Source organism: Streptomyces sp. NBC_00258 (assembly GCF_036182465.1).
Classification (GTDB): domain Bacteria; phylum Actinomycetota; class Actinomycetes; order Streptomycetales; family Streptomycetaceae; genus Streptomyces.
Genome location: NZ_CP108081.1, coordinates 11,337,217 through 11,363,535, shown reverse-complemented (window position 1 = coordinate 11,363,535; position 26,319 = coordinate 11,337,217). Strand labels below are relative to the sequence as shown.

Sequence of the window (26,319 nt, the reverse complement as noted above, 5' to 3'; positions counted from 1 at the left end):
TCCTTGCCCGTCAGACGTTGGGGTGCAGCGGCCTCGAGGTGCGGTGCGTGATCCGCCACTCCCCGCCGGAGTGGCGGAACCGGTGAACGGTGGTGAGGACGCGGTCCAAGACATAGGCGCCGTCGGGTTGCCGGACGTGCAGCAGAACCATGGCCTGCAACTCGACCCGCTTGTGGCCACTTCCGTCGTCATCGTCGTCCTGACCGGTGACGACCTCGTTGGCGAGCACATGGGCGGTCTGTCGTCCGGTGTCGGCCTCTCGCGCCTTGAGGAAGCCGAGTATCTCGTCCCGGCCGCGGAAGACCCGGCCGTGTGCCTCGAACTCGGCGTCGGCGGCGAACGCGCCGATCCCGGCGGTGGCCCGGCCACTGTCGATGTCGCGGTGGTAGCTGACGACCAGAGCCCGACAGTGGCCCACATCATCGCTTCGATCAGCCGGAGACACCACGACGTTCTCCTATCTCTTGAACTGGGGTCAGCGTAGCACTGCAGCCACCCTGTCGACAGATGCCTGATCCATCTTGCTATTCCACAAAACTGCCTGAACATGCGAGTCTGACTCGAGTTCAAGAGTTTGGGTCGCGACTGACCCGACCCGTGTTCAGGAAGGCAGGTCCCCTGTGTCTGACCGCAACGAAAGAGCCGGATCCCGGCGTGTCCTGGTCGTCGGGGCGGGCCCCGTGGGCCTCTCGCTCGCGATCGAGCTGGGGTGGCGCGGTGTGCCGGTGACGGTGATCGACCAAGGTGACGGCCGCGTGCCCTTCCCGGCGGGCGAGGCGATCTTCTCCCGCACCATGGAACACCTTCGGCGCTGGGGCTGTGCGGAAGAGGCGCGCGCGGAGTCGGCACCGCCCACGGACTATCCGCACCGCACGGTGTTCGCCACGTCAGTGACGGGACACGTGCTCGCCGAGTTCGACTACGGGGTCACGAACCGGTCTCCCGGCGTGTACGGCCCGCTGACACCGGAGGGCCCCGCGTTCCTGTCCAAGTTCTCGTTCCTGCCGTTGCTCGAACGGACGGCGCGAGGCCTGCCCTCGGTGGAGATCAGGTTCGCCACGCGTCTGGAGACGTTCGACCAGGACTCCGACGGTGTCCTCGCCGTGGTGCGTGACCTGGAGAGCGGCGCGTCCGAGACACTGGCCGGCGCGTACCTCGTGGCCTGTGACGGCGGCCGCAGCGGTGTCCGGCGCGCACTGGACATCGAGTTCGAGGGCATGTTCGCGCAGGGCCAGAACTTCGCGGTGCACTTCCGTGCGCCGCAACTGCCGGCCCTGCTCCGGGAGCGATTGGGCGGCCCGGCGGTGCAGATCCACACACTGTCGTCGGCACGCAGGCCGTACATCACGGTGGTCAACGGCGTGGACGAGTGGCGGCTCTCGGTCTACCTGGAGCAAGAGCCGGAGCCCGGGGACGCGGTCGCCTGGGTGCAGGAAGCCGTAGGTGCGCCCATCGACGTGGAGATACTCGCCGCCCAGCCCTGGAGCGGGCACTGCGTCGTGGCCCGCAGCTACCGCGCGGAGCGGGTGTTCCTCGCGGGTGACTCGGCGCATCTGCTGTGGCCCAAGGGAGGCTTCGGTGCCAACACCGGGATCGGCGACGCCGTCGACCTCGGCTGGAAGCTCGCCGCGGTCCTTCAGGGCTGGGCGGGCTCCACGCTGCTCGACAGCTACGAGTCGGAGCGGCGGCCGATCGCCGTCCGCAACGTCACGGAGGCGTCGAACAACTGGCGGTCCGACTCCCAACTCGCACCCGACGACACGCTCGGCCGCGCGGACGCGGAGGGCGACGGGGCCCGCGGTGAGATGGGCGAGACGATCCGCCGGTCGAGAGGAAAGGAGTTCCGCTGCACGGGCATCCAGCTCGGATACCGCTACAGCGGCTCCCCGATCTGCGTGCCGGACGGTACTCCGGAGCCGCCCGACGAGCCGGACGACTACGTCCCGTCGACCTGGCCCGGTTGCCGCGCACCGCACGCATGGCTGCCCGACGGCAGCTCGGTGCTCGACCACTTCGGCCGCGGGTTCGTGCTCGTGGTCTCGGGGTCGGCCGACCCGTCCGCGCTGGTGGAGGCCGCACACCATCGTGGCGTGCCGCTGACGGTGCTGCGCCTCGCCGATCCGGCCGCGGCGAGGCTCTACGAGAGGCCGCTGGTGCTGGTCCGCCCCGACGGGCATGTCGGGTGGCGGGGCGAGCAGGCTCCGGCCGACCTCGGTGCGGTGCTCGACCGGCTGCGCGGGGCGGAGGCCGGGAATCCGGCCGCGGGTTCGGTCATGGTGACGCGGACGGGGTCGGCGAGAGTCGCCAGTCGCCAACTCTGACCGTCGCAACTCTCATGGCCGGAACTCCGACCCGCCGCGATCAGCGGTCACGCCCTCTTGATCGGTGAACGCCCCGCCAGGACGGACTCCATCAGGAAGCGGAGCATCTCGTGTGCCGGTCTGTTCCGGTCGTTGGGCACGTGCGCGCCTTCGAACACGGTGACCACGGTGTCGCGGAGGAGCGTGGCATCGATGTCGGGGTCGCCGTCGAGGCCGTGCTCGGCCATGACCTCGTCGACCAGTCCGACGATCCAGCCCAGGAAGGTGTTGTGGGCGGCCCGGACCGCCTCCGAATGCGGAAGCCGGTCGTGCATGGCCTGGTGCAGCGGCCGGGAGTAGCGCATGTCGGACAGCCCCCGCACCAGCCGGCTCAGCGGGTCGGCGCCCGCCTGCTCCGCACTGAGGGTACGGATCTCGCGGCTGAGCATCCGGTCCATCACCGCGGCGAAGATGTCGTCCTTCGAGTCGAAGTACCAGTACACGTTGCCCCTGGCCACCCCGGCGGCGGCGCTGATGTCCGCCATCGTGGTCTTGTCGTACCCCTTGGCGAGAAAAAGCTCGGTGGCCGCGGCCAGCAGATCACCTGTCCGCTCTTCACGGGGGATCTGTTGGCGGTTCCGCGGCATCCCGGGCTCCTCTGATGTGTTCAGCTCGTCTCAACCGAGTGTAGCCAGCGAGCTGAAGGGCCTGACGGCAATGGAGGGTTCTCGCCGGGAGACACGCGGCACGGTCTGCGCAAGTCCGAAGCCCGCGGGATGGCGCTTCGGCGCAAACACGGCTGTGCCCCTGCCAATGGCAGGGGCACAGGCGTCTCGGTTGGTCGGGCTACGGCACCAGGACGATTTTTCCACTGGTGTGACCGGTCATGATCCGGCGATGGGCGGCAGCGGCTTCGCTGAGCGGGTGACTGCCGGCGATCAGGACTCGCAGTCGCCCTGTCTCCGCAGCCTCCGTGAGTTGCAGGCGGGCGGCGGCACGGATGGCCGTGCCCGGATCTGCGCCGGGCCCGCCGCCGAGGAGCTTGATGCCGGCCTGGGCCCCGCGCTCGAACCCCGCGATGGTGGCGATCCGGGACCGGTCCGTCACGAGTTCCACGGAGATGTCCACCGCCTCGTCGGTGCCCACCAGGTCGGCCGCCGCGTGGACGCCCTCCGGTGCTGCCGCGCGTACCCGGTCGGCCAGCCCTGGACCGTATGCGATCGGGATCGCTCCCAGGTCGCGAAGCAGGTCGTGCCTGGCCGCGCTTGCCGTTGCGAGGACGGTGGCGCCGCGCGCGACCGCCAACTGCACGGCCATCAGGCCGACTCCTCCAGCGGCGCCGTGCACCAGCACCGACTCGTCCTTGCGCAGGCCGATCGCCTCGAGAACGTGTACGGCGGTGACGCCGGCCGCCATCAGGCCGCCGGCCTGCTCCCAGGACAGGCTTCCGGGCTTCGGCACCACCGAGGAGGCAGGGACGACGAGTTCGGCGGCGTACGCGCCGGGCGCACGATAGGCGATCACCTCGTCGCCGACCTCGACCGGACCTGCGGGGCCGGTCGCATCGGCGCCCACCGCGGTCACCACACCTGCCGCCTCGGCACCGAGCCGGATGGGCAACTTCGCCGGATCGGTCCCGAAGGCGCCGCTGTACAGCTTCTGATCGAAGGGGTTGACGCCGGCGGCACGGACCGCGATGCGCACCTGCCCCGGCCCGGGATCCGGGACGGCGACATCGATCACCGACAGGACCTCGGGACCGCCGTATGCGCTCGCTACTACTACTTTGCTCATGTCAGAGGCCAACTCTGTTTCGAAGGATTCATTCCGCCCACTCGTGGTCACTCCCAACCGTGCCGCACTGCGCATAAGTGCGCTGGCTCCTCGGTGCTTGACACCTGCTTGGGCCAACAGGGCGAGCGTCCGCTCGATGACGGGGACGTCACCGAGTCCCTGGTCAACGGCGGCCCAAAAATCGTCGGACGACCTTCGCCGCGGCTCAGCACTCCGGCGCACGCCGTTGCCGCCGACCTGGGAAGCGCATCCTGCTGAGCCGCACGGGGCTGGTTCCCACTAACTATAAGGTACCTTATCGTTTAGCTGGCCTGAGGACACGTACGACCCGTACGTGATCGACGCCGCCCAAGTGGCCCAATCAGCAGTACCGCCGACGAACCCGGACTGCATCCATCACCACGTACCCCAGGCCCGTTCACCGGCGAGTTGACCGCACGCATCGGGTTCGTAGCCGACCCCCTCAACGACCAAGCCCCGCCCGGCACTTCACCGGACAGGGCCTCGTCAGGGCGCACAGGACACGAGGTGGATTCGGCGAGATGGAGGCATTCGACGATGCCCTCGTTGGTCCAGCCGGTGACGATGGGAATGCGGACTGCGCGTTCGCGGTGGTTGAGGTCGGCGGGCCGACACCGCTCGGCGGGGTGGTCCCTCACTTGCCGAAGCCTGCTGTTAGCCCGCCGATGAGCTGTCGGCGGCCGAGAATGTAGACGGCGAGGATCGGCAGCGTCGAGAGGACCACCGCGGCCAGGATCGCCGGGATGTTGATCGTGAACTCGCCCTGGAAGCTCCATACGAACAGCGGCAGGACGCGCTTGTCGGGGCTCTGGGTGAGGATCAGCGGGAAGAGGAAGCCGTTCCAGACGTTCAGGGCGTCGTAGATCGTGACCGTGATCAGGGCGGGGCGCGACAGGGGCACGGCCAGGCTCCAGAGCATCCGCCAGTGGCCCGCGCCGTCCGCGCGCATGGACTCGTACAACTCGTCGGGGATGTCGCGCAGGAAGTTGACCAGGATGATCACTGTGAGCGGGATGGCGAACGCCGCCGAGGGGAGCACGATCGCGGGCAGGGTGTCGTACATCTGCGCCTTGGCGATCAGGTAGTACACCGGGATGATCGTGGCCTGGAGTGGGATGGCGAGTCCCAGCAGGAAGACACTGAACGCCCAGCGCAGCGCCCGGCTGGTGCCGCGGACGACGGCATACGCGGCCAGGAACGACACCACGAGGGTCAACAGCGTCGCGCCGACCGTGACCAGGGTGCTGTTGAGGAGGTAGTGGGTGAAGCCGCTGTCCAGGACCAGGCGGTAGTTCTCCAGGGTGGGACTGGTCGGCAGGGCGAGCGGGTTGGCGTCGAAGAAGCCCTCGCGGGTGCGCAGGCTGGTGACGACGACCCAGTAGACCGGGACGAGGACGACCACCAGCCAGAGCAAGCCGCCGAAGGCACCCAGAGGGTTGGTGCCGCGCAGCCGGGCCAGGCGGCCGGGTGTCCCCGCGGTCGTCGGTGTCGGGCGGGCCGGGGAGTCGGTGGACGGGGCGTGGGAGAGCGCGGACATCACATTCCTGCCTGCTGGCTGCGCATCCGGTTGAAGCCGGAGAACCGGAGAAGGGCTAGGGAGAGCAGAAGTCCTGCCAGGACGAGCACCACGGAGATGGCGCTGGCGAGGCCCATCTCGTTGCTCTGGAAGCCGGTGATGTACATGTCGAGCGGCAGGATGCGGGTGGCGTAGCCGGGGCCACCGCCGGTGAGCACGAAGACGAGGTCGAAGTAGGTGAGCGAGCCGACGACCATCAGCGTCGACGACGTGACGATGGTGTAGCGCAGCTGGGGCAGGGTGATGTGCCAGAACTGCTTGAGCCTGCCCGCGCCGTCGATCGACGCGGCCTCGTACAGGGATGCCGGGATCTGCCGGGCTCCGGCCTGGTAGAGCAGCGTATGGAAGGGCACGAACTGCCAGGCGATGACGAACACGACGGCGTAGAAGGCGAGTTGGGGGTCTCCCAGCCAGTCCTGGCCGAGGATCGGCAGGTCCAGGGCCGCGCCCAGTCCGAAGTTGGGGTCGAGCAGATTCTTGAAGATGACGGCGATCGCCGCCGTGGAGATCAGCAGCGGGACGAAGTAGAAGACGGCGAGCAGGGCGCGGTAGCGCTGCTTGCCGGAGACGAAGACGCCCAGCAGGAGGCTGATCGGGGTCTGCACGACCCATGAGAACACCATCATCTTGGCGGTGAGCCACAGGGCGTGCCGGGTGACGTCACTGGTCAATGCCTCGCGCCAGTTGTCGGTTCCCGCCCAGGCCGGGCTCCCCAGTCCGTCCCAGCGGGTGAAACTGAGATAGACGACGATCGCCATCGGCACGAGCGCGAAGAGGGCGAAGAGCAGCAGGGCGGGCAGGGCCATGAGGAAGGGCGGACCGCCTGCCCGGGACGTGTGCGGTGGCGCCTCGGAGGCGTCGGCGCTGCTCACTTCGCCGCCGCCTTGTCCATCTGCGAACAGAACTCCTTCGGGCTGATCTGGCCGAGGAAGAGCTGGTCGAGGCGGGTGAGCAGTTCGTTGCCGAGTTCGGGGGTGAGCGCCTGGTCCCATGAGAGCTGGAAGCTCTTGGCGTCGCGGGCGAGGGTGTAGACGTACGTCGTCCAGTCGGCGTTGTCCGTGGCCTTCAGCTTGGCGTCCAGATCCTTCACCGGCGGCACGTCGCCGTTCTTGAGGAGGTTGTCGACGTAGGTGTCGTTGTAGACGCCGTCCTTGAGGTACGACACCGCCGTCTTCTTCTCCTTGGCGCTCGCCTGTGATGACAGGGAGAAGAAGTTGGCCGGGTTGCCGACGATGTTCGTCGCGTCGCCCCTGCCACCGGTGACAGCCGGGAAGCCGGTCCAGCCCAGGTGGCCCTCGGAGACGAACTTCGGCGAACCGGTGTTGATGGTGCCGTACCCCCAACTGCCCTGGAGGATCATCGCGGCCTTGCCGGTGTACAGCTGGGCCTCGGCCTGGCCGGTGTCGGCGGAGACGGAGGTGAAGCCCTTTGCGAAGCCGCCCGCGTCCACGAGCTGTTCGATCATCTGGGCGGCCTTCAGGACGGCCGGGTCCGACCAGGCGTCCTTCTTGCCGGCGGCGATGTTCGCGAAGATCTCGGGTCCGCCGACGCGGTCGACGAGGTACTCCAGCCACATCAGGTCGGGCCACTTGGAGGCACCGCCCATCGATATCGGGGCGATGCCCTCGGCCTTGAGCTTCTTCACGAGCGCGAGCAGGTCGTCCCAGGTCTTCGGCGGCTGGGCGCCGGCCTTTTCGAGCAACTCCTTGTTGTAGTACAGAACCACGGGCTGCACGCCGTTGACGGGCACGCCGTAGACCTTGCCGTCGAAGGTCGTGGACTTGAGCACCGAGGGGAAGATGCGGTCCTTCCACTCGGGACTGGCGTCGAGATCGGAGGTGAGGTCGGCGACCTTGCCCGCGTCCACGTAGCTCTTCAGCCCCCCGCCGCCCCAGTTCTCGAAGAGCACGGGGCCGTTGCCGGCGCCGACGGCGGTACGCAGCTTCTGCTTGAAGGGGTCGTTCTGGAAGTACTGGTAGTTGATCTTGGCGTCCGGGTGTTCCTTGTTCCACTCCGTGGCCGAGGCCCGGAAGGTCGCTTCGGACCCCTGGGTCAGCGCCCAGGCCAATGTTCCGTCTCCGCTGCCGCCGGCGGCGGTGCGGCCACTGCTGCCACAGGCGGACAGGGTGATGGTGAGAGCGGCCGCCGAGGCGGTGATCAGGACACGGGAAGGCATTCTCGGGGTCATCGTGAGCTCCTTCAGCTCTTCAGAGGCTCGATCGCGTCGGACGGCTCGTCTGAGTAGCCGGAAGCGATGAGGGTGGCTCGAAAGTTTTCGAAACCTCTGCGTTTTCTGGCCGACAAATTAGGTCCGGGTTCGTCGCCGGTCAAGATGTCGGCAGCGGTAATTTTTTCAGTCCGTGCAGCACTGGAACCTGGCGAAACGTTGCGCTACCTTCCCCGTAAAGCAGCGAAAGGACCAGCATGGCGAAGAGAGCCGTCGAGCGGACCACCCTGACCGGCATCGCCGAGGCGGCAGGGGTCTCCGTGGCCACTGTCTCCAAGGTGGTCAATGGCCGCAGTGACGTCTCGCCCGAGACCCGGGCGCGCATCGAGCGGCTACTGGTCGAGCGCGATTACGTGGCTCGAGGGCCGGGCGGTGCGCAGTCACCGGTGCGCACGATCGACCTCACCTTCGACCAGCTGGTCAACCCGAACAACCTGGTGATCACACAGGGGGTGACGGAGGCCGCGGCCGAGGCCGGGGTCGATGTCGTCATCGGTACGGCGCCCGACGACCCACTGGGCGCCGCCTGGGCCCGGAAGATCACGAACGCCGGACGGGAGGGCGTCATCCTGGTGACGTCCGAGGTGACCGCCCGGCAGCGGGCGCAGTTCGCCCAGCACGACATCCCGCTCGTGCTCATCGACCCGATGAATGTTCCGGACGAGAGCGTGCCGAGCATCGGCGCGACGAATTTCAGCGGCGGCATGGCGGCGACCGAGCATCTGCTGAAGCTCGGCCACCGGCGGATCGCGATGATCGAGGGCCGGCACGACGCCGTCTGCAACACCGCCCGCCTGCACGGCTACCAGGCCGCGCTCACCGGCGCCGGCCTGAGCCCTGATCCCCGGCTCATCAAGCGGGGGGCCTTCCGGTTCGAACCCGCCTACCAGGCAGCCCTGGAGCTCTTCGCCCTGGACGAACCGCCCACCGCCGTGTTCGCCGGCAACGACCTGGAGGCGTTCGGCGTCATCGAGGCCGCCCGCGTCCACGGTCTGCGGGTGCCGGACGACGTCAGCGTCGTCGGCTTCGACGACACCGCCGCGGCGCGCACCTCCGCCCCTGCCCTCACCACCGTCCGGCAGCCGTTCATCGAGATCGGCCGTGCCGCGCTGCGCACCCTGCTCCGCCTCGCCGCCGGCGAGCCCCTGGACAGCCACCGGGTGGAACTTGCCACCCAGTTGGTGGTGCGGGACTCGACCGCCCCGCCGTCCACCCACTCCTGAATCCGCCGCGCCCCACCCCACCCCGAGGAACGCGCCATGACCACACCTTGGGCCGATCCGGCCTGCCCTCGCGACGACAGGGTCGAGGCCCTGCTCGCGGAGATGACCCTGGAAGAGAAGCTCGCCCAGCTCGGCAGCGCCTGGCCCGGCGTCGAGCGGGTCAGCGGCAACGTCGCCCCGATGCAGGACGTCTTCGCCCGACACACCGACTTCACGGAGGCCAGGAAGGACGGACTCGGCCACCTCACCCGCCCGTTCGGCACCAAGCCGGTCGAGCCCAGCGAGGGGGCGCGGCAACTGACCTCACTACAGCGCGAGTTGATGGACAGCACCCGCCTCGGCATCCCCGCCATCGCCCACGAGGAGTGTCTGACGGGTTTCACCGCCCACCACGCGAGCGTCTTCCCCACCCCGCTGTCCTGGGCAGCCTCCTTCAACCCCGAACTCGTCGAACGCATGGCCAACGCCATCGGCACGAGCATGCGCCAAGTCGGCGTCCACCAGGGACTCTCCCCCGTCCTCGACGTCGTACGCGACTACCGCTGGGGCCGCGTCGAGGAGACCCTCGGTGAGGACCCCTACCTCGTCGCCACCACCGGTACCGCCTATGTGCGCGGCCTGGAGAGCGCCGGGATCATCGCCACCCTCAAGCACTTCGCCGGCTACTCCGCCTCCAAGGCCGCCCGCAACCACGCCCCCGTCTCCATGGGCCCGCGAGAGTTCGCCGACGTGATCCTGCCGCCGTTCGAGACGGCGATACGGGAAGGCGGCGCCCGCTCGGTCATGAACTCGTACGCCGATGTCGACGGAATGCCGGCCGGGGCCGACCCCTCTCTGCTCACCCAACTGCTGCGCGAGGAATGGGAATTCGAGGGAACGGTGGTCTCCGACTACTGGTCCATCGCCTTCCTGCGCACCATGCACCGCATCGCCGCCACCGAGGGCGAGGCCGGCGCACGGGCCCTCACCGCCGGCATCGACGTGGAACTCCCCGACAGCCTCTGCTACGGCGAACCCCTCGCCGAACTCGTCCGCGAGGGAGCCGTATCCGAGGACCTCGTCGACCGGGCCGTACGACGCGTGCTGCGCCAGAAGACCGAACTGGGGCTGCTGGACGCCGACTTCGACCCCGGCATCGCCCCCGAGGGGCCCATCGATCTCGACCCTCCCACCCATCGGGCCATCGCCCGCGAGCTCGCCGAGCAGGGCATCGTGCTGCTGGACAACCCGGCCGGGAACCTCCCCCTCGCCGCGGACACCGGCTCCATCGCCCTCATCGGCCCCTGCGCCGACGACGCCAACGCCTTCTTCGGCTGCTATTCCTTTCCCAACCACGTCCTGCCCCACCACCCGGGCCACGACAACGGCATCGAGGCCCGTACCCTGCTGGACGCCCTGGCCACGGAGCTGCCCGGCACCCGCATCGCGTACGAACAGGGCTGCCCAGTCAAGGACATCGACCGCAGCGGGTTCGACGCGGCGGTGGAGGCGGCCCGCCGGGCGGACGTCTGCATCGCCGTGGTCGGCGACCGCGCCGCCCTCTTCGGCCTCGGCACCTCCGGCGAGGGCTGCGACGCGGAGGACCTCTCCCTGCCGGGCGTCCAGGACGAACTCGTCGAGGCCCTGCTGGCCACCGACACCCCGGTCGTCCTTCTCGTCGTCTCCGGCCGCCCGTACGCGCTCGGCGCCTACGCCGACCGTGCGGCCGCCGTCGTCCAGGCCTTCTTTCCCGGCGAGGAGGGCGGCCCCGCCCTTGCCGAAGTGCTCTCCGGGCGCATCAATCCGTCGGGCAAGCTGCCGGTGCAGATCCCGCGGACGGCGGGCGCCCAGCCCGGCACCTACCTGCACGCCCCGCTCGGCGGCAACACCCAGGGCGTGAGCAACCTGGACCCCACCCCGGCCTATCCCTTCGGGCACGGACTGTCCTATACGGCCTTCGCCTACGACGGGTTCGAACTGAGCGCCGAGGAGATACCCACCGACGGCGAGGTCGAGATCAGCTGCCTGGTCCGCAACACCGGCGACCTCTCAGGCTCCGAAGTCGTCCAGCTCTACACCGCGGACCCGATCGCCCAACTACCCCGGCCAGTAACTCAGTTGACCGGCTTCGCCCGAGTCCTCCTCGCCCCCGGCGAGCGGCGCAGGGTCGCCTTCCGCCTGCACGCCGACCGTCTCGCCTACACGGGGCCCGAACTGCACCGCATCGTCGAACCGGGCGAGATCACCGTCATGCTCGGCACCTCCAGCACGGACATCCGGCTCACCGGCACCCTCCACCTCACCGGCCCGACCCGCCGCGTCGGACATGCAAGGGTTCTGCACACGCCTGCGCGCATCGGCTGAGACGTCGGTATATCCGCCTCCGACCGCCTGCGACCGGGCTCGCACCCCCGTCACAGGCGGTCAGGCCGGGCTGCGCACCCCGGCCCCCGACCAGCCCACCGCCCTGCCGGGCCCGCCTGTGAGTGACGAAGTCCCTCGCCCATGATCGAGGCCGTCGGCAATTCTCTACGAGAGGCCCGCGCCTCCCTTTCAGAGGCGACTCACTTACCCGAGATTGACATCCAGGGGAAAGTTTCCTCCCCCTCACCATGAGTAGACATCATCTCGGCTTCGGCGAATCATGGCGGAAGGATCACCCGGTTGGCGGACCAAGCCGAGAAAAGGGCAGGAATCATGGTCGAGACTGTTTCCTTCAGGAACAAGGCAGTGGAAATTTCTGGACACCTTCACCTGCCGGACAACTTCAGGGAAGACGAGAAATTCCCGGCTCTTGTCGGCATTCATCCGGCTGGCGGAGTAAAGGAACAGACCATCGGATCCTACGCCAGGAGGCTCGCTGCGCAGGGATTCGTCACCGTGGTATACGACTCCTCATTCCAGGGGGAGAGCGGCGGTGAACCTCGCCTCTTGGAAGACCCGACGACCAGAGTGGAGGACGCCCGCTGCGCAGCCGACTTCCTTACCACTCTTCCGTTCGTCGACTCCGAACGAATGGGAGTTTTTGGCATTTGCGCCGGGGGCGGCTATGCCATCAGCGCGGCACAGACCGAACGTCGCTTCAAGGCAGTAGCCACCGTCAGCGCAGCCCCCATGGGCGAAGGCTCCAGAGGCTTCCTGGGGCATACGTCCCCGGTGGCCGAGCAGATCGGAACGCTGGAAATGGTTGCCAAGCAGCGCACGGCGGAGGCGAGAGGAGGCGCACCACTCTACGCCCCGTTCGTCCCTGAAACGCTGGAGGAGATCGACGAAAACACACCGGACCTCCTGCGTGAAGGATACGACTACTACCGGACGCCGCGAGGCCGGCATCCAAATTCCAAGGGCCGCTTCCTGCTGACCAGCATGGACAAGATGTTCGCCTTCTCGGCGTTCGACCAAATTCCAGAATTGCTGACCCAACCGATGCTCCTCATCGCAGGGAGCAAGGCGGACACAAAGGTGTTCAGCGACCAGGCTTACGAGCTTTCCACGGGGCCGAAGGAGTTGTTCGTCGTCGACGGTGCGACTCATATCGCGATGTACGACGTGCCCGAGTACGTGGATCAGGCGATCACCAAGATGGTGGAGTTCTTCGCTGTCCTTTAGTACCACCGTGACCTTCGACCACGACCACTGACCCGGGCATTTCTTCAGCACGATTCGAGGTCGCCCAAGCCGACCTCGGCCAGGGTTCCTCGACGTGGACGTCGGTCATGCGCTCGTCGAGAACCAGGCAGCCGGCCGCCCCGTTGGCCGCTCGCCGGCAGCCCGAAACGGTCCTCCAGGATCCAGTCGTGTCGAGGTACCCAGTCTCCGCGCCCGCCCCGTATCCGGCACGCAGGCCAATTCCCGCGGTCGCGCCTTTCTGCGGAGCCCGAGAGAACCGCCGGCCCGGAGAACGGTAGGCAGGGGAAATTTTCTTCCCCCTCACAGCGCGCGCTTCCGATGCGAATCTTGGTCACGAACTGAGCAGAGAAATTCGAGGAGCTCGATCACCATGTCCCGTTCCGGCCACCCCACGATCGCCATTGCCTTTCATTCGGGCTACGGCCACACAGCCGTCGTCGCCGAAGCCGTGGCGCGCGGCGCAGCGGCGGCCGGCGCCGAGGTGGTCTCGATTTCCGTCGACACCATCACCGACGAGCAGTGGGCGCAGCTGGACGCCGCCGACGCAATCATCTTCGGTGCCGCCACGTACATGGGTACCGCCTCCGCGGCCTTCCACGCGTTCGCCGAGGCCAGCAGCAGGCGCTGGTTCTCCCATGTCTGGGTGGACAAGCTCGCCGCGGGCTTCACCAACTCCGGCGCCAAGAGCGGTGACAAGTCATCCACCCTGGGCTATTTCTCCACCTTGGCCGCCCAGCACGGCATGCACTGGATCAGCCTGGGTCTGCTGCCGGGCTGGGATTCCACCACGGGCAGCGAGGACGACATCAACCGGCTGGGCTTCTTCATGGGTGCCGGCGCCCAGAGCCCGACCGATGCCGGTCCGGAAGCGGTCCACAAGTCGGACATCGCCACCGCGGAGCACCTGGGGGCGCGCGTCGCACGCCAGGCCGCGATCTTCCGAGCCGGGCGGGCCTCCCTCCCCGCCTGATCACAAGGCCTTCCTTTCCGTATTCGATTCCCGCATCCCCGCATCCTCGCAAGGAGCGCACCATGTCCGACTCCCCCGACCTCGCCCTCATCCGCCGGGTCTACGAATCCCGAATGGCGCCCGAGGTCACCAAGGAGGTCATGGCCCCGGACTTCGTCTGGGACATCACCCCGGGCTTTCCGAACAGCGGCGTCTACCACGGCTGGGACAGTGTGGCGAAGGACTTCTTCGGCAGGACGATGCCGAACTACGCGTCGTTCGGCGCGGGTCCCGAGGAGTTCTACGCGGACGACGAGGGCCACGTCTTCGTGTTCGGGCACTACCACGCCGAGACCAAGGCCGGTGCCAAGGCCGACGTCCGGTTCATCCACCTGTGGACCGTCCGTGACGGCAAGGCCGTCAGCATGCGGCAGGCCGCCGACAGCCACGTCCTCCAAGAAGCCCTCAAGGGCTGAGAGCCCGACAAGGAGCCCCCCATGGCGAAGATCCTCTTCGTGATCACCGCGTCCGACCACTGGACGCTGGCAGACGGAACCCGGCAGCCGGCCGGCTTCTGGGCCGAGGAAGCCATCGGCCCGTACAAGGTCTTCAAGGAGGCCGGATACGAGATCGCGGCGGCGACACCCGGCGGTGTACCGCCCACAGCGGACGCGCTCAGCCTCACCGCGGAATTCAACGGCGGCGAGGAAGGTGCGCAGCGCATGCAAACCGCCCTGCGCGAGGCGACCGAGCTGGCGCACCCGATGCGCATCGAGGACGTGAACATCGACGACTACGCGGCCGTCTTCTACCCCGGCGGGTGGGGCCCGATGGAAGACCTGCCCGACAACACCGAGTCCGGCAGGCTGCTCACCGAGTGGCTCGCTACGGGCAAGCCGGTGTCGCTGGTGTGTCACGGCCCCGCGGCGCTGCTTGCCACCATCGGCCCGGACGGGACGTCCCCGTTCGCCGGCTACCGCCTGACCGGACTCTCCAACGCCGAAGAGAAGCTGAACGGCCTCGCGGACCGCGCGAAGTGGCTGCTGCAGGACCGTCTTGTCAACGAACTCGGCGCGGACTACCGCGAGACCGAGCCGTTCGCCCCGCACGTCGAGACCGACCGCAACCTGTACACCGGCCAGAACCCGGGCTCGGCGGTCCCGCTTGCCCAAGAACTCGTCAAGGTACTGGGCTGACGAGGCACAGGGCTGACGCCACAGCTGTGTGACCGCTGGGCGGCCCGGTGCGTGCTCCGGGCCGCCCAGTCCTCTCCCGCCTCTGCTTCCGCCTGCTGCCATCCAGGCTGAAACCGATGCCGTTTCGTACATGAGCCAAGCGGACATGGACAGGATTGCTCCTCCTCACAGCCGTCGAGCTTTTGTGCGAGGCTGCAAGTCATGAATCGCAACCCTCATCTGAACGAGCTGGGTGAGTTCCTCAAGGCCCGCCGTGCCGAGGTCAGTCCTTCCGAGGTCGGACTCCGCGCGGGGCAACGCCGGCGTGTGAGCGGTCTGCGCCGTGAGGAGGTGGCCCTTCTCGCATCGATCAGCACCGAGTACTACACCCGGATCGAACAGGGGCGGCTCCAGGCCTCGGCTGCCCTTCTGAACGAAATCGCCCGGTCGCTCCGTCTCAACGACGACCAGCGCACCTACCTCTTCGATCTTTCGGCGAAAGAGCGAGTGCGCCCGCCTGCGTCAGGTGACCGCCAGCGGGTGGACACGCAGTTGCAGCGCATGCTGGACGATCTCACCGCCTCCCCGGCATTCGTCATCGGCCGGCGCACCGACATCCTGGGCTGGAACCAGCTCGCCGCCGCCCTCTGGGTCGATTTCGGGCGCTACCCGGAGCAGGAGCGCGTTTTCGTCCGGCTGCTGTTCACCGAGCCCTGGATGCGCGAGCTGTACGCCGACTGGGAGGAGGTCACCCGGCTGGCCATCGCCCAACTCCGTATGGAGAGCGCGCGCTACCCCGGCGACCAGCGCCTCACCGCTCTGGTAGAGGAGCTCTCCACCCGTGACGCACAGTTCCGGGAGTGGTGGACGGCGCATGACGTCGCGATGCGGGGCAAGGGCGTCAAGAAGCTCCGTCACCCGGTGGTGGGCGAGCTGACACTCGACTGGAACACGCTCACGTGTGGCACGGACCCCGACCAGCACATCATCGTGTGGAACGCCGAACCCGGTTCCCCGTCCCACGACGGGTTGCGTCTTCTGGCCTCCTGGGCCGCGGACCAGAAGCGGACCGCGTCCGACACTGTGTAGGCCTTCCCTGCCATCCGATCCAGGAGCATGGCGTCTCTCGCCATTGCTACGGGGGGGAAAGAACCCTCCCCCTGGTAGACGCATCCCAGTCAAGAACCTTCCCCTTTTGCCGGCGTGCGCGAGGCACGAATGTCGAAAGCCTCAACGACCGCAGGCCGAGCAATGGGGTAGTCGATGAAGGCTGTAGGTTTCACGGAATCCGGCGGGCCGGAGGTGCTTCAGGTCCTGGAGCTGCCCGCCCCCGAGGCCGGCCCGGGCGAGGTGCGGATCCGGGTGCACGCCGCGACCGTCAACGCGGTCGACGCCCTGCAGCGGGGCGGGCCCTTGGGACCACCGGACGCCCGGCCGCCGTTCGTTCCCGGCATGGAAGCCGCGGGGGTCGTGGACCAGATGGGCCCTGGTACGGACACGGATCTGAGGGTCGGCGACCGCGTGATGGCGATCGTGCTCCCCAAGGGCTCGCACGGCGCCTATGCCGAGCAGGTCGTGGTGTCGCTGGACTCGGTCGTCCGAGCTCCTCGTGACGCGACCGACGTGCAGGCCGCGTCCCTCCCGATGAACGGACTGACCGCGCGCCTGGCCCTGGATACGCTCGGCCTGGAGCCCGGTCAGACCGTCGCGATCACCGGAGCGGCCGGCGCGGTCGGCGGTTACGCCGTCCAGCTGGCCAAGGTGGACGGGCTGCGGGTGGTGGCCGACGCCTCGGAGCGGGACGAGGTGCTGATCAAGGAACTGGGTGCCGACGTCGTACTCCGCCGCGGTACCGAGTTCCCGAACCGCGTACGCGCCGAGATCCCTGACGGCGTCGACGGACTCGTCGACGCCGCGTCGCTCGGCGAACTCACGGCTCGAGCGATGCGCGACGGCGGCCGAGTGGTGACGCTGCGCGGCTTCGACGGCCCCGGCGAGCGAGGCGTCGTCTTCGAGCCGATCGTCGTGTTCCGCTACGCCAGGGAGCGCGCCAAGCTCGACCGGCTCCGGCAGCAGGTGGAGGAGGGCCGCATCACGCTGCGGGTAGCGCAGGCGCTCCCCGCGGAACAGGCCGCCGAAGCGCACCGGCTCCTCGCCGCAGGAGGACTCCGTGGCCGACTGATCCTCACGTTCTGAGCACGGCGACGAGCGAGGCACAGCCAGTTCGGCGTAGTCCCGGACGCGACCGAACCGAGTGGCCCTGGTCAGTGCGACATGCCACGGACGCCGATGGGGCGGTGTCGAACTCCCTCTCGTTCAGCCGCACTTCGCGGGCGAAATCATGCAGGTGCCGCACCAGCGCCTGGATGATCTCCTTGACGCGCGGGTCGTCGGCCCGCTCCGTCTCGGCGAGTACCGCCAGGGTGAGCTGGTGTTCGTCTTGGATGATCACGTCGGCGTCTCCTCGTGACAGTCGGCTGCCGGCCCGCGGCTCGCACTGCCAGGCGAGTATCCGAAGGCCGTCAGGCCCGAACAACACCGCTGTCCATTCAATGAACAGCGAACAAGTGATCAGCTGTTGCGGACCTTGACGCCAGGGCGCCAGCCGAGGAGGCGGGAGATGCCGAGACCACTCGCGATCACGGACGGAAGCACCGCCTGGTGCTTCACCGAGTCGGTGCGCACGACCACGGACAGCGCCGCTACGACCCGGCCTTCGGCGTTCACGATGCGCGTGGCCACCGAATCGGTACCGGGGGTCAGTTCTCCTCGCACCGTGGCCGTTCCCGTGCGACGGCAGTCGCCGATCTCCTTGCGCAGTACCTCCGGTGCCACGATGCTTCGCGAGGAGTATTCCCGCAGCTCACCTGAGAGAACGGTCTCGATCAGGTCCGTACCGCCGTGGCTGAGCAGAACCTTGCCCACCCCCGTGCAGTGCAGTGGAAGCCGCCCACCGACCTGGGAGACCAGCTCGGCTGCCTCCGGCGCGGACAGCCTCTCGATGATCACGGCTTCCTGGCCCTCCAGGACCGCCAGTTGCACGTGCTGGTGGAGTGCGGTGTAGAGATCCTCGAGGAACGGCTTGGCCAGCGTGCGCAGTGATTCGGTGAGCGGGGCCAGGGTCCCGAGTTGCCACAGCCGCAGTCCCACCGTGAATCTGCCGTCCGGCCGACGGTCCAGCGCGCCGAAGTCGGCGAGTTCCATGGCCAGTCTCCGCACAGTGGCATGCGGCATGCCCGTCTTACGCACCAGGTCGGCGAGGCTGAGCGCAGTCTGCCCGGGCTGGAACGCGAACAGTACTTCCAGCAGGCGGGAGCCCACCGTCCTGCCGGGCTCGCTGGTCCGGGGCATACGTACCGGCTCCTCGCTGTGCGGTACCGCTGCTGGTTGCCGCCTCAGCCTAAGTGCGACTTCGAAAGCGGTGTCCATTCAATGAACACAGCTGTTCCGGTGGCGCGGGGAGCCAGTCAGGATCTGCCGTGGCCAGTTCGATTGCCCTCGACCGCCGTCGACGAGCCGCGAGCCAGAGGAGTCCATCAGTGCCTGTCACCATGCCGGGTCCGCGCATTGCCGTCGTCGGGGGTGGCATCGGTGGTCTGGCCGCCGGCGCCTTCCTGCGCCGCGCGGGGTTGACGGCGACCGTCTACGAGCAGGCGCCCGCACTCACGGAGGTCGGCGCCGGGCTCGTGGTGGCCCCCAATGCCGTACGGCTGCTCCGGCGCCTCGGTGTCATGGACCGGTTCCTCCACCGGGCCGTACCACTTGACTGGGGTTGGGAGTTCCGCCGCTGGACGGATGGGACAGTGCTCTCGGTCGAGAAGCTGAGCGGTGTCTGCGAGCGGCTCTACGGCGAGGCCACCTACGTCGTGCACCGGGCCGACTTGCTCGACTCGCTCAGGGCGGCTGTGCCCGGTGAGTGGGTGCGCCTGGGCGCGCGCTGCACGGCGGTCGAGGCACGCAAGGACGTCGTGCAGCTGCGCTTCGCCGATGGCAGCCATGCCGAGGCGGACATCGTCATCGGCGCCGACGGGGTGCACTCCGTCGTCCGCAGCGCGGTGACCGAGCCCTCCCCGCCGACGTTTTCCGGTATCTGCGCCTTCCGCACCATCGTGCCGGCCCGAGCCGCGCCCGACTTCGCGCTGCGCCGCGCCCAGACCCTCTGGCTCGGGCCCGGACGGCACTTCGTGCACTACCCGGTCGCCGGTGGGCAGGCCGTCAACGTCGTCGCCTTCGCCCCGGCCGGGGATCACACCGACGAGTCCTGGAGTACGACGGCCACGGTGGAGGAGTTCCATGCCGAGTTCGCCGACTGGGACCCGCGGGTGACGGACCTGATCACCGCCGGCGGTGTGCCCGGGCGCTGGTCGCTGCTGGACCGGGCGCCCCTACGGCGTTGGAGCCGGGGCAGGATCACCTTGCTCGGCGACGCCGCGCACCCCATGTTCCCCTTCTTCGCCCAGGGCGCGGCCCAGTCCGTCGAGGACGCCGCGGTTCTGGCCCGCTGCCTGGCCGCGTATGCGAACGACCCCGAGCGCGCTCTGAAGCGGTACGAGGCGGCGCGGATCGAACGCACCACGCGCCTGCAGGAGATCAGTCATGGTCGCAGAGACATCAACCATCTGCCCGACGGGCCCGAGCAGCAGGCTCGCGACGCCGCACTGGCCGAATCCGATCCGCTGGTGCGCAACGGCTGGATCTACGGCTACGACGCCGAGGAGGCACCCACCTCGTGAACAACACCCCCGACGTCAGGGGGAATGCCACCATGGCCACCACTTCCGCGGTACCGGACCGGCAACGTCAGGCCGAGGAGGAGCTGGTCCGGGCTCAGCAGGCCATCGTGACACCCGACCCGGCGATCCCGGACAAACACATGCGCGTGTGACCCCGTCCCGGGCACCCCGTCCGAGCACCCCGTCCGGGCACGATCGAGGCCGGGCACAGACTCGCGCCGCACAACGGCCCATCAGTGGAGCCGGCCATGACGTCCCGTCTCGTGCTGCCCAGTCTTCGTGAGGGGGTAAGGATCCTTCCCCTGGATAAGTCATTTCCAGGATGGAATTCTCCCCTTTGCGGGTTCGCGCGATGGTGACAGGGTCGATGACGCTGTCGGCGACCAGGACCGGTCCACGGAGAGCATTCACCTGAACAGGCGGGGTCACCAACTCCGGGCTGGCAGTTGTTTTCCGCGCGTGCCCGATATTCGCTATTGCCATGCGACATGCGGAGGAGGCGAGAAATGAATGTGTGGACCGACTCTGCGCGGCGGCCCGTCGGGCTGGCTCGTCCTGCTCGAACACCTCGTGCCCGCGGATGTCGACGAGGCGACGCCGGACCCAGTCGGCCAGGATCACGAATACCACCGCACTCCGCGGTGCCGACGTCAACCGATCGGCCGTCGGGCGGGCCAGGAACCGACGGAGTTTGCCAAGCTCACCTCGTTCTTCGGTGAGTACCTGAACCAGCCCCCCGGCCGAAGGCTGGGCAGCCTGACCCCGAGCACACGCTAGGAGCACCACCCCATGTCCGAACGGAAGAAGTTCGCGCCGCCGGCCATCCAGGAGTTCGCCCCCAAGCTGGCGGAGGTGACTGACACCGTCCTGTTCGGCGACATCTGGGAGCGGCCGGGTCTGTCCCCGCGTGACCGCAGCCTGGTAACCGTCACCGCTCTCGCCGCCCTGTACCGGGGCGACCAGCTCGCCTTCCACCTCGGCAAGGCGCTGGAGAACGGCGTGACCAAGGACGAGCTGATCGAGGCCATCACCCATCTGGCCTTCTACGCCGGCTGGCCCAACGCCATGGCCGCGATGAACCAGCTCAAGAGCATCGTGGACAACTCCGACCAATCCGGCTGAGGGGCTCTCCCAACATGCCTGCCCTGCCCGCACCGCCTCGCGCTCCCACGCCCCGGGCCAGACCCTCCACATCGTCGAGGGCATCGCGACTGGAGCGGACGGTGCCGCGCCCGGCAAGGTCATGAACCATCTCGCGCTGTGGGAGACGGACGACACCACAGGGCTCGAACACGTCACGGACGACGACTGCCACGTCCCGCGCTTCAGCACGCGTACGCGTCCCTGACGCCACGACAGGCCCGACCAGAGTTGGGAAGCCAACATGCGAGCAACCATCATTCACGCGCCAGGTGACATCCGGGTGGAGAACGCTCCCGACCCGAAGATCACGGCATCGACGGACGCGGTGATCCGTACCGTCGCCACCTGTGTGTGCGGCTCCGATCTGTGGAGCTACCGGGGTGTCCTGCCGGTCACCGAGCCGCAGCCGATCGGCCACGAGTACGTCGGTGTCGTCGAGGAGGTCGGCAGCGGCGTCTCTGGCGTCAGGCCGGGTCAGTTCGTCATCGGCTCCTTCGTCGCCTCCGACAACACCTGCCCGATCTGCCAGGCCGGCTATCACACCTCATGCCAGCACGCGCAGTGGGTCAACGGCGCCCAGGCCGAGTACGTACGTGTCCCGCTCGCCGACGGCACTCTGGTCGCCACCCCGGAACAGCCGGCCGAGGAGCTCATCCCGAGCCTGCTGGCCCTGTCCGACGTCATGGGTACCGGCTGGTACGCCGCCAAGGCAGCCGAGGTCGAGCCCGGTTCGACGGCCGTGGTCGTCGGCGACGGCGCGGTGGGCCTGTCCGGCGTCATCGCCGCGAAGGAACTGGGCGCCGAACGCATCATCGCCATGAGCCGCCACGAGTCCCGACAGAAGCTGGCCCTGGAGTTCGGCGCCACCGACATCGTCACCGAGCGGGGCGCGGAAGGCGTCGCCCGTGTCAAGGAACTGACGGACGGCATCGGCGCCGACTCGGTCCTCGAGTGCGTCGGCACCCAGGAGTCGCTGCACCAGGCCCTGCAGTCCACCCGCCCGGGCGGCAACGTCGGCTTCGTCGGTTTCCCGCACGGCTCGCAGATCGACGGCCAGGAGCTCTTCTTCTCCCACGTCGGCCTGCGCGGTGGCCCCGCCCCCGTACGCGCCTACCTTCCCGACCTGATCGAGCGCGTCTTCAGCGGCCGTATCAACCCGGGCATGGTCTTCGACCTCACCCTGTCCCTGAACGAGGTCGCCGAAGGTTACAAGGCCATGGACGAGCGCCGCGCCATCAAGGCACTGCTGCGTCCGTGACTGAAGCCCCGGCGGTGGTGGGCAGCCCCAGCCGCGCCCACCGCCGCCGGCCGTGACGAGCGTCCTTCCGCCCTCACCGGATGATGGAGATTGGGGAACACCGATGACGACATGGACCAGCGACGAGCTCGACCGAATCGGCGGGGCCGACGAGCTGGAGATGTCGCCGCTCCGGCGTGACGGCACCCTGCGGGGGCCGGTGCCGATCTGGGTCGTCCGCGACGGCGACCATCTCTACGTCCGCTCCTTCCGAGGTACGGACGGCGGTTGGTGGCGCACGGCACGCGCGAATCATCAGGGTCGTGTCCGATCCGGCGGTGTCGACAGGGACGTCACGTTCGTCGAGGTGACGGACTCAGAGACCAACGACCGCATCGACACCGCGTACCGCACCAAGTACGGCCGCTTCGGCGGCGCGTATGTCATTCCCATGGTGGCGGCACGCCCGACGACGCTGGAGCTGGTGCCCAGATGAGCCAGATGTGCCCGGTGGGTGCCACTGGACTCGCGCCAGCAGCCCGCCCGACGCAGGAGCCAGCCCCGTGATCGGTCTCGAACTCGTCGTGCTCCTGGGTGTGGCCGTGCTGGTCGGCCAGTTCGTCGCGCAGCGGCTGGGCGTGGCACCACCCGTCGTGCTGCTTGTCGTGGGTGCCCTTGTCGGGCTGGTCCCGGCCGTGCGCCAGACGCAGCTTCCCCCGGAAGTGGTGCTGCTGCTCTTCCTGCCGGTGCTGCTGTATTGGGAGAGCCTCACGACGTCCATGCGGGAGATCCGTACGAACCTGCGCGGCATCGCCCTGCTCAGCACGGTCCTGGTGATTCTCACCGCGTGGGCCGTCGCGGTCGCCGGGCACGCGCTCGGTCTGCCGTGGGGACCGGCGTGGGCGCTGGGCGCGGCCGTGGCTCCGACCGACGCCACAGCGGTGGGCGTCCTGGCCCGCTCCCTGCCGCGCCGTCAGGTCACCGTGCTGCGTGCCGAAAGCCTCGTCAACGACGGCACCGCACTGGTCATCTTCGGCCTGGCGGTCGGTCTCACCGTCGGCGAGGAACACCTCACCCTTCCGCACGTCGGCGCACTGTTCCTCCTGGCCTACGGCGGAGGGGCCGCAGTCGGCGTGGCGGTCGCCTGGATCAACATGAACCTGCGGCGGCGCCTGGACGATCCCCTGCTCGGCAATCTCGTCATGATCCTTGCGCCGTTCACGGCGTATCTGCTCGCCGAGCTGATCCACGCTTCAGGCGTCCTCGCGGTCGTCGTGAGCGGGCTGATCATGGCCCAGGTGGCTCCCAGCCTCATCCGCGCCGAGCACCGCCGCCAGGCCCTGGCGTTCTGGCCACTGCTCACCTTCATCATCAACGGCACACTTTTCGTCCTGGTCGGAGTGGAACTCCAGTACGCGCTCCGCCACTTGAACGGATCCGACCTCCAGGACGCCCTGACCGCGATCGGAGTGGTCAGCGTGGTGCTGGTCGTGGTCCGGTTCGCGTTCCTGTTCTCCTCCGCCTACCTGATCCGCGCCATCGACCGGCGTCCTCAGCAGCAGGAACTGAGAATCAGTCACCGGGCCCGTGTCGTCAGCGGACTTGCGGGCTTCCGCGGCGCGGTGTCGCTCGCCGTGGCGCTCTCGGTGCCGGAGACCCTCGACTCCGGCGCTCCCTTCCCCGACCGTGCCTTCATCGTCTTCGTCACCTCCGGCGTCATCGTGGTGACTCTCGTGGTGCAGGGCCTGCTGCTGCCGGGCGTGGTGCGCTGGGCCCGGCTGCCGCGCGACACGTCTGTCGACGAGGAAGAGGTACTCGCCGACACCATGGCCACCGAGGAGGCAGTCCAGGCCATACCGCGACTCGCCGAGGAACTGGGCACCACCCCGAAGGTCACGGAGTGGCTGCGCCAGGAGTACGAGGCCCACCTGGCCACCGTACGGGCCAGGGGCGCAGGCTCCGACGGCGATCCCGCCCTGCTCCACAACCGCCACTACACCGAGCTGCGCCTGGCCCTCATCGCCCACAAACGCGCAACCGTCGTCCGCCTGCGCGACGAACGGCACATCGACGACACCGTGCTGCGCCGGCTCCAGGCCGCCTTGGACAACGAAGAGGTGCGGCTGGCCGGACGCGAGCAGGCGGAGTGAGCCAAGCCAGACATCCCGGCCTGGCTCCGAGCCTCACGAGCCCTACAAGAAGGGACCCCCTCGTCATGTCCTCCGGCCTCATCGACGTCCACGCCCACCTGCTGCCCGACTTCTACGTCCAGCAGGCGACGGCGGCGGGCCACGCCCACCCCGACGGCATGGGCGGCTGGCCCACGTGGTCCGTGCAAGCGCACCTGGACCTGATGGACCGCAACGGCATCGACACCGCGATGCTCTCCATGTCCTCCCCCGGCGTGCACTTCGGCGACGACGACGCGGCTCGCCTCCTCGCCCGGCGTGTCAACGAGTACACCGCCGAGCTGACCCGCGACCACCCCGGCCGGTTCGGCAACTTCGTGTCGCTTCCCCTACCCGACGTGGACGGCTCGTTGCAGGAGATCGTATTCGCCTTCGACGAACTCGACGCCGACGGCGTGGCCTTGCTGACGCACACGCACGGTGTGTACCTGGGCGACCAGCGCCTCGACCCGGTCTTCGCGGAACTCGACCGCCGCCGGGCTGTGGTCTTCCTTCACCCGACCTCACCGGTGTGCTGGGAACAGTCCGCACTCGGCAGACCGCGGCCGATGGTCGAGTACATCTTCGACACGGCCCGTGCCGTCACGGACCTGGTGATGGCGGGCGTCCTGACGCGCCATCCGAACATGCAGGTGATCGTTCCGCACGGCGGCGGCGCGGTTCCCGTCCTGGCTGACCGCATCAACGAGTTCATGAGGCTGTTCCTGACTTCGGAGAAGTCACCCTCCCTCGATGCCGTCCAGCAACTACAGGGCTTGTACTACGACATGGCGGGCACAGCCTTCCCACGCCAGGTCCCCGCACTGCTCAAGCTCGTCGGTCCGGACCGCGTGCTGTTCGGCAGCGACTACTGCTGGACGCCTCCCCCGCTGGCCGATGCCCACATCGCGGCTATCGACGCGGCCGAGTCACCGGTTGAGGGGTCCACGTGGCGTTCCCTGACAACGGCCAACGCGAAGCGCCTGTTCCCGGGGCCAGGTCGGTGAAAGCGTCAGTTGGCGCGTCGAATCGTGCTCGGACTTCCACCACGCCAGGTGGCAGTCCGGCCCGTCAGACTGCGCTTTCGCTCAGGTAGAAGCGATGAGTATCGAGCACCAAGAACGACACCGAATGGAGAATTGATGCACACTCGAACACTTGGGCAGGACCTGCGGGTCTCCGCCATCGGTCTCGGCGCCATGGGAATGTCCCAGAGTTACGGCCCCAACCCCGGTGATCGAAGCGCCATGGTCGCCGTGCTCCGCGGGGCCGTGGACCGCGGAGTCACGTTTTTCGACACCGCGGAGGTGTACGGCCCATACGTCAACGAGGAACTCGTCGGAGAGGCCCTCGCTCCGGTCCGTGACAACGTGGTGATCGCCACGAAGTTCGGCTTTCGTATCGAGAACGGTGCGTCAGTCGGACTCAACAGCCGGCCCGAGCAGATCCGTGCCGTCGCGACGGCCTCACTCCAACGGCTCGGGTTGGAGACGATCGACCTGTTCTACCAGCACCGTGTCGATCCACAGGTGCCGATCGAAGAGGTCGCCGGCACGGTGGCCGAGCTCGTGCAGGAGGGCAAGGTCCGCTGCTTCGGGCTGTCGGAGGCCGGTGCGGAGACCATCCGTCGTGCTCACTCGGTCCACCCGGTCACGGCAGTGCAGAGCGAGTACTCGCTGTGGACCCGGGATCCCGAGTCACAGATCCTGCCGACGTGCGCGGCGCTCGGCATCGGATTCGTTCCCTTCAGCCCGCTCGGCAAGGGGTTCCTCACCGGGGCCGTGGACGCCTCGACGTCGTTCGCGGCCGACGACGTCCGAACAACCATTCCACGGTTCACGGCCGAGAATCGAGCGGCCAACCAGGCTCTCGTCGATCACATTGCATCGCTCGCGGAGGCCAAGGACGCCACACCGGGACAGCTCGCGCTCGCCTGGCTGCTTGCGCAGCATCCGTGGATCGTTCCGATTCCCGGAACGCGGCGCATCGCGCGCATCGAGGAGAACATCGGCGCCACTCAACTACCGCTCTCCGCCGACGAACTGTCGGGCCTCAACGCACTCGCTGATCGGGTCGGGGTGCAGGGAGACCGCTACAACGAGCACCACATGTCACTGGTCGACAAGTAGCCGGACGAACGGAAGCAGGCTGCGGCGGACGACAC

Annotated in this window: 25 protein-coding genes; 17 read left to right on the top strand and 8 right to left on the bottom strand. The window is 68.3% G+C overall.

The features are described 5' to 3' along the window. Nucleotides 1–10: 10 nt before the first annotated feature. Nucleotides 11–448 (bottom strand): nuclear transport factor 2 family protein, encoded by a 438-nt coding sequence (locus OG718_RS50375; RefSeq protein ID WP_143643102.1) that lies wholly within the window; start codon nucleotides 446–448, stop codon nucleotides 11–13. 172 nt (nucleotides 449–620) lie between these two features. Between OG718_RS50375 and OG718_RS50370 the strand changes: the two genes are divergently transcribed. Then, nucleotides 621–2,321: an FAD-dependent monooxygenase gene (locus tag OG718_RS50370; protein ID WP_328847412.1), complete on the top strand. Its 1,701-nt coding sequence runs from the start codon at nucleotides 621–623 to the stop codon at nucleotides 2,319–2,321. A 47-nt stretch (nucleotides 2,322–2,368) separates the two neighbouring features. Here the strand turns inward: OG718_RS50370 and OG718_RS50365 are convergent, their stop codons facing one another. From OG718_RS50365 to OG718_RS50345, 5 genes are all read right to left on the bottom strand, one after another. Then, entirely contained in the window at nucleotides 2,369–2,947 is a 579-nt protein-coding gene (locus tag OG718_RS50365) for a TetR/AcrR family transcriptional regulator (RefSeq protein WP_328847411.1), read from the bottom strand. Nucleotides 2,948–3,146: 199 nt separating this feature from the next. After that, a complete protein-coding gene (locus OG718_RS50360) occupies nucleotides 3,147–4,094 on the bottom strand; it encodes a quinone oxidoreductase family protein (RefSeq protein ID WP_328847410.1) in 948 nt (315 codons plus the stop codon). Between the two features lie 655 nt (nucleotides 4,095–4,749). Next, the gene (locus tag OG718_RS50355) at nucleotides 4,750–5,652 is read right to left on the bottom strand and encodes a carbohydrate ABC transporter permease (protein WP_143643099.1); all 903 of its coding nucleotides are present in this window, start codon (nucleotides 5,650–5,652) and stop codon (nucleotides 4,750–4,752) included. After that, nucleotides 5,652–6,497 (bottom strand): carbohydrate ABC transporter permease, encoded by an 846-nt coding sequence (locus OG718_RS50350; RefSeq protein ID WP_143643203.1) that lies wholly within the window; start codon nucleotides 6,495–6,497, stop codon nucleotides 5,652–5,654. Before OG718_RS50350 ends, OG718_RS50355 begins: the two co-directional genes overlap by 1 nt. Nucleotides 6,498–6,559: 62 nt before the next feature. After that, nucleotides 6,560–7,879 carry an extracellular solute-binding protein gene (locus OG718_RS50345; protein ID WP_328847409.1) on the bottom strand — a complete coding sequence of 440 codons (1,320 nt, stop codon included), beginning with the start codon at nucleotides 7,877–7,879 and terminating at the stop codon, nucleotides 6,560–6,562. A gap of 236 nt (nucleotides 7,880–8,115) precedes the next feature. Here OG718_RS50345 and OG718_RS50340 point away from each other — a divergent pair, with 236 nt between their 5' ends. From OG718_RS50340 to OG718_RS50305, 8 genes are all read left to right on the top strand, one after another. After that, on the top strand, nucleotides 8,116–9,141 hold the full coding sequence (locus tag OG718_RS50340) for a LacI family DNA-binding transcriptional regulator (protein WP_328847408.1): 1,026 nt from the start codon (nucleotides 8,116–8,118) through the stop codon (nucleotides 9,139–9,141). A gap of 36 nt (nucleotides 9,142–9,177) precedes the next feature. Then, entirely contained in the window at nucleotides 9,178–11,484 is a 2,307-nt protein-coding gene (locus OG718_RS50335; RefSeq protein WP_328847407.1) for a glycoside hydrolase family 3 N-terminal domain-containing protein, read from the top strand. 300 nt (nucleotides 11,485–11,784) lie between these two features. Further along, nucleotides 11,785–12,729 carry an alpha/beta hydrolase gene (locus tag OG718_RS50330; RefSeq protein ID WP_328847406.1) on the top strand — a complete coding sequence of 315 codons (945 nt, stop codon included), beginning with the start codon at nucleotides 11,785–11,787 and terminating at the stop codon, nucleotides 12,727–12,729. Nucleotides 12,730–13,120: 391 nt separating this feature from the next. Continuing rightward, nucleotides 13,121–13,720, top strand: coding sequence for a flavodoxin family protein (locus OG718_RS50325; RefSeq protein WP_143643095.1), 600 nt, complete (start codon nucleotides 13,121–13,123; stop codon nucleotides 13,718–13,720). Between the two features lie 62 nt (nucleotides 13,721–13,782). Further along, on the top strand, nucleotides 13,783–14,175 hold the full coding sequence (locus OG718_RS50320; RefSeq protein ID WP_328847405.1) for a nuclear transport factor 2 family protein: 393 nt from the start codon (nucleotides 13,783–13,785) through the stop codon (nucleotides 14,173–14,175). A gap of 21 nt (nucleotides 14,176–14,196) precedes the next feature. After that, on the top strand, nucleotides 14,197–14,895 hold the full coding sequence (locus tag OG718_RS50315) for a type 1 glutamine amidotransferase domain-containing protein (protein ID WP_328847404.1): 699 nt from the start codon (nucleotides 14,197–14,199) through the stop codon (nucleotides 14,893–14,895). A gap of 201 nt (nucleotides 14,896–15,096) precedes the next feature. Continuing rightward, on the top strand, nucleotides 15,097–15,963 hold the full coding sequence (locus OG718_RS50310; protein WP_328847403.1) for a helix-turn-helix domain-containing protein: 867 nt from the start codon (nucleotides 15,097–15,099) through the stop codon (nucleotides 15,961–15,963). 174 nt (nucleotides 15,964–16,137) lie between these two features. Beyond that, nucleotides 16,138–17,070 (top strand): NADP-dependent oxidoreductase, encoded by a 933-nt coding sequence (locus OG718_RS50305; protein ID WP_328847402.1) that lies wholly within the window; start codon nucleotides 16,138–16,140, stop codon nucleotides 17,068–17,070. Here the strand turns inward: OG718_RS50305 and OG718_RS50300 are convergent. Both OG718_RS50300 and OG718_RS50295 read right to left on the bottom strand, forming a co-directional pair. Beyond that, a complete protein-coding gene (locus tag OG718_RS50300) occupies nucleotides 17,060–17,326 on the bottom strand; it encodes a dioxygenase (RefSeq protein WP_328847401.1) in 267 nt (88 codons plus the stop codon). The genes OG718_RS50305 and OG718_RS50300 overlap by 11 nt on opposite strands. A gap of 119 nt (nucleotides 17,327–17,445) precedes the next feature. Beyond that, nucleotides 17,446–18,225, bottom strand: coding sequence for an IclR family transcriptional regulator (locus tag OG718_RS50295; protein WP_143643090.1), 780 nt, complete (start codon nucleotides 18,223–18,225; stop codon nucleotides 17,446–17,448). Nucleotides 18,226–18,425: 200 nt separating this feature from the next. Between OG718_RS50295 and OG718_RS50290 the strand changes: the two genes are divergently transcribed. The 8 genes from OG718_RS50290 to OG718_RS50255 all read left to right on the top strand — a co-directional run bounded on the left by OG718_RS50290 (nucleotide 18,426) and on the right by OG718_RS50255 (nucleotide 26,284). Continuing rightward, entirely contained in the window at nucleotides 18,426–19,607 is a 1,182-nt protein-coding gene (locus OG718_RS50290; protein WP_143643201.1) for an FAD-dependent monooxygenase, read from the top strand. Nucleotides 19,608–20,117: 510 nt separating this feature from the next. Then, nucleotides 20,118–20,384, top strand: coding sequence for a hypothetical protein (locus OG718_RS50285; protein WP_143643089.1), 267 nt, complete (start codon nucleotides 20,118–20,120; stop codon nucleotides 20,382–20,384). 12 nt (nucleotides 20,385–20,396) lie between these two features. Further along, entirely contained in the window at nucleotides 20,397–20,729 is a 333-nt protein-coding gene (locus OG718_RS50280) for a carboxymuconolactone decarboxylase family protein (RefSeq protein ID WP_143643088.1), read from the top strand. Nucleotides 20,730–20,991: 262 nt separating this feature from the next. Further along, complete coding sequence (locus tag OG718_RS50275; protein WP_328847400.1) at nucleotides 20,992–22,008, top strand: zinc-dependent alcohol dehydrogenase family protein; 1,017 nt, start codon at nucleotides 20,992–20,994, stop codon at nucleotides 22,006–22,008. 103 nt (nucleotides 22,009–22,111) lie between these two features. Continuing rightward, nucleotides 22,112–22,483 (top strand): DUF2255 family protein, encoded by a 372-nt coding sequence (locus tag OG718_RS50270; RefSeq protein WP_143643086.1) that lies wholly within the window; start codon nucleotides 22,112–22,114, stop codon nucleotides 22,481–22,483. Between the two features lie 67 nt (nucleotides 22,484–22,550). After that, nucleotides 22,551–24,137 carry a Na+/H+ antiporter gene (locus tag OG718_RS50265; RefSeq protein ID WP_143643085.1) on the top strand — a complete coding sequence of 529 codons (1,587 nt, stop codon included), beginning with the start codon at nucleotides 22,551–22,553 and terminating at the stop codon, nucleotides 24,135–24,137. A gap of 65 nt (nucleotides 24,138–24,202) precedes the next feature. Then, nucleotides 24,203–25,162, top strand: coding sequence for an amidohydrolase family protein (locus tag OG718_RS50260; RefSeq protein WP_328847399.1), 960 nt, complete (start codon nucleotides 24,203–24,205; stop codon nucleotides 25,160–25,162). Nucleotides 25,163–25,297: 135 nt separating this feature from the next. Next, nucleotides 25,298–26,284 (top strand): aldo/keto reductase, encoded by a 987-nt coding sequence (locus OG718_RS50255; RefSeq protein WP_328847398.1) that lies wholly within the window; start codon nucleotides 25,298–25,300, stop codon nucleotides 26,282–26,284. The last annotated feature ends 35 nt before the right edge of the window (nucleotides 26,285–26,319 follow it).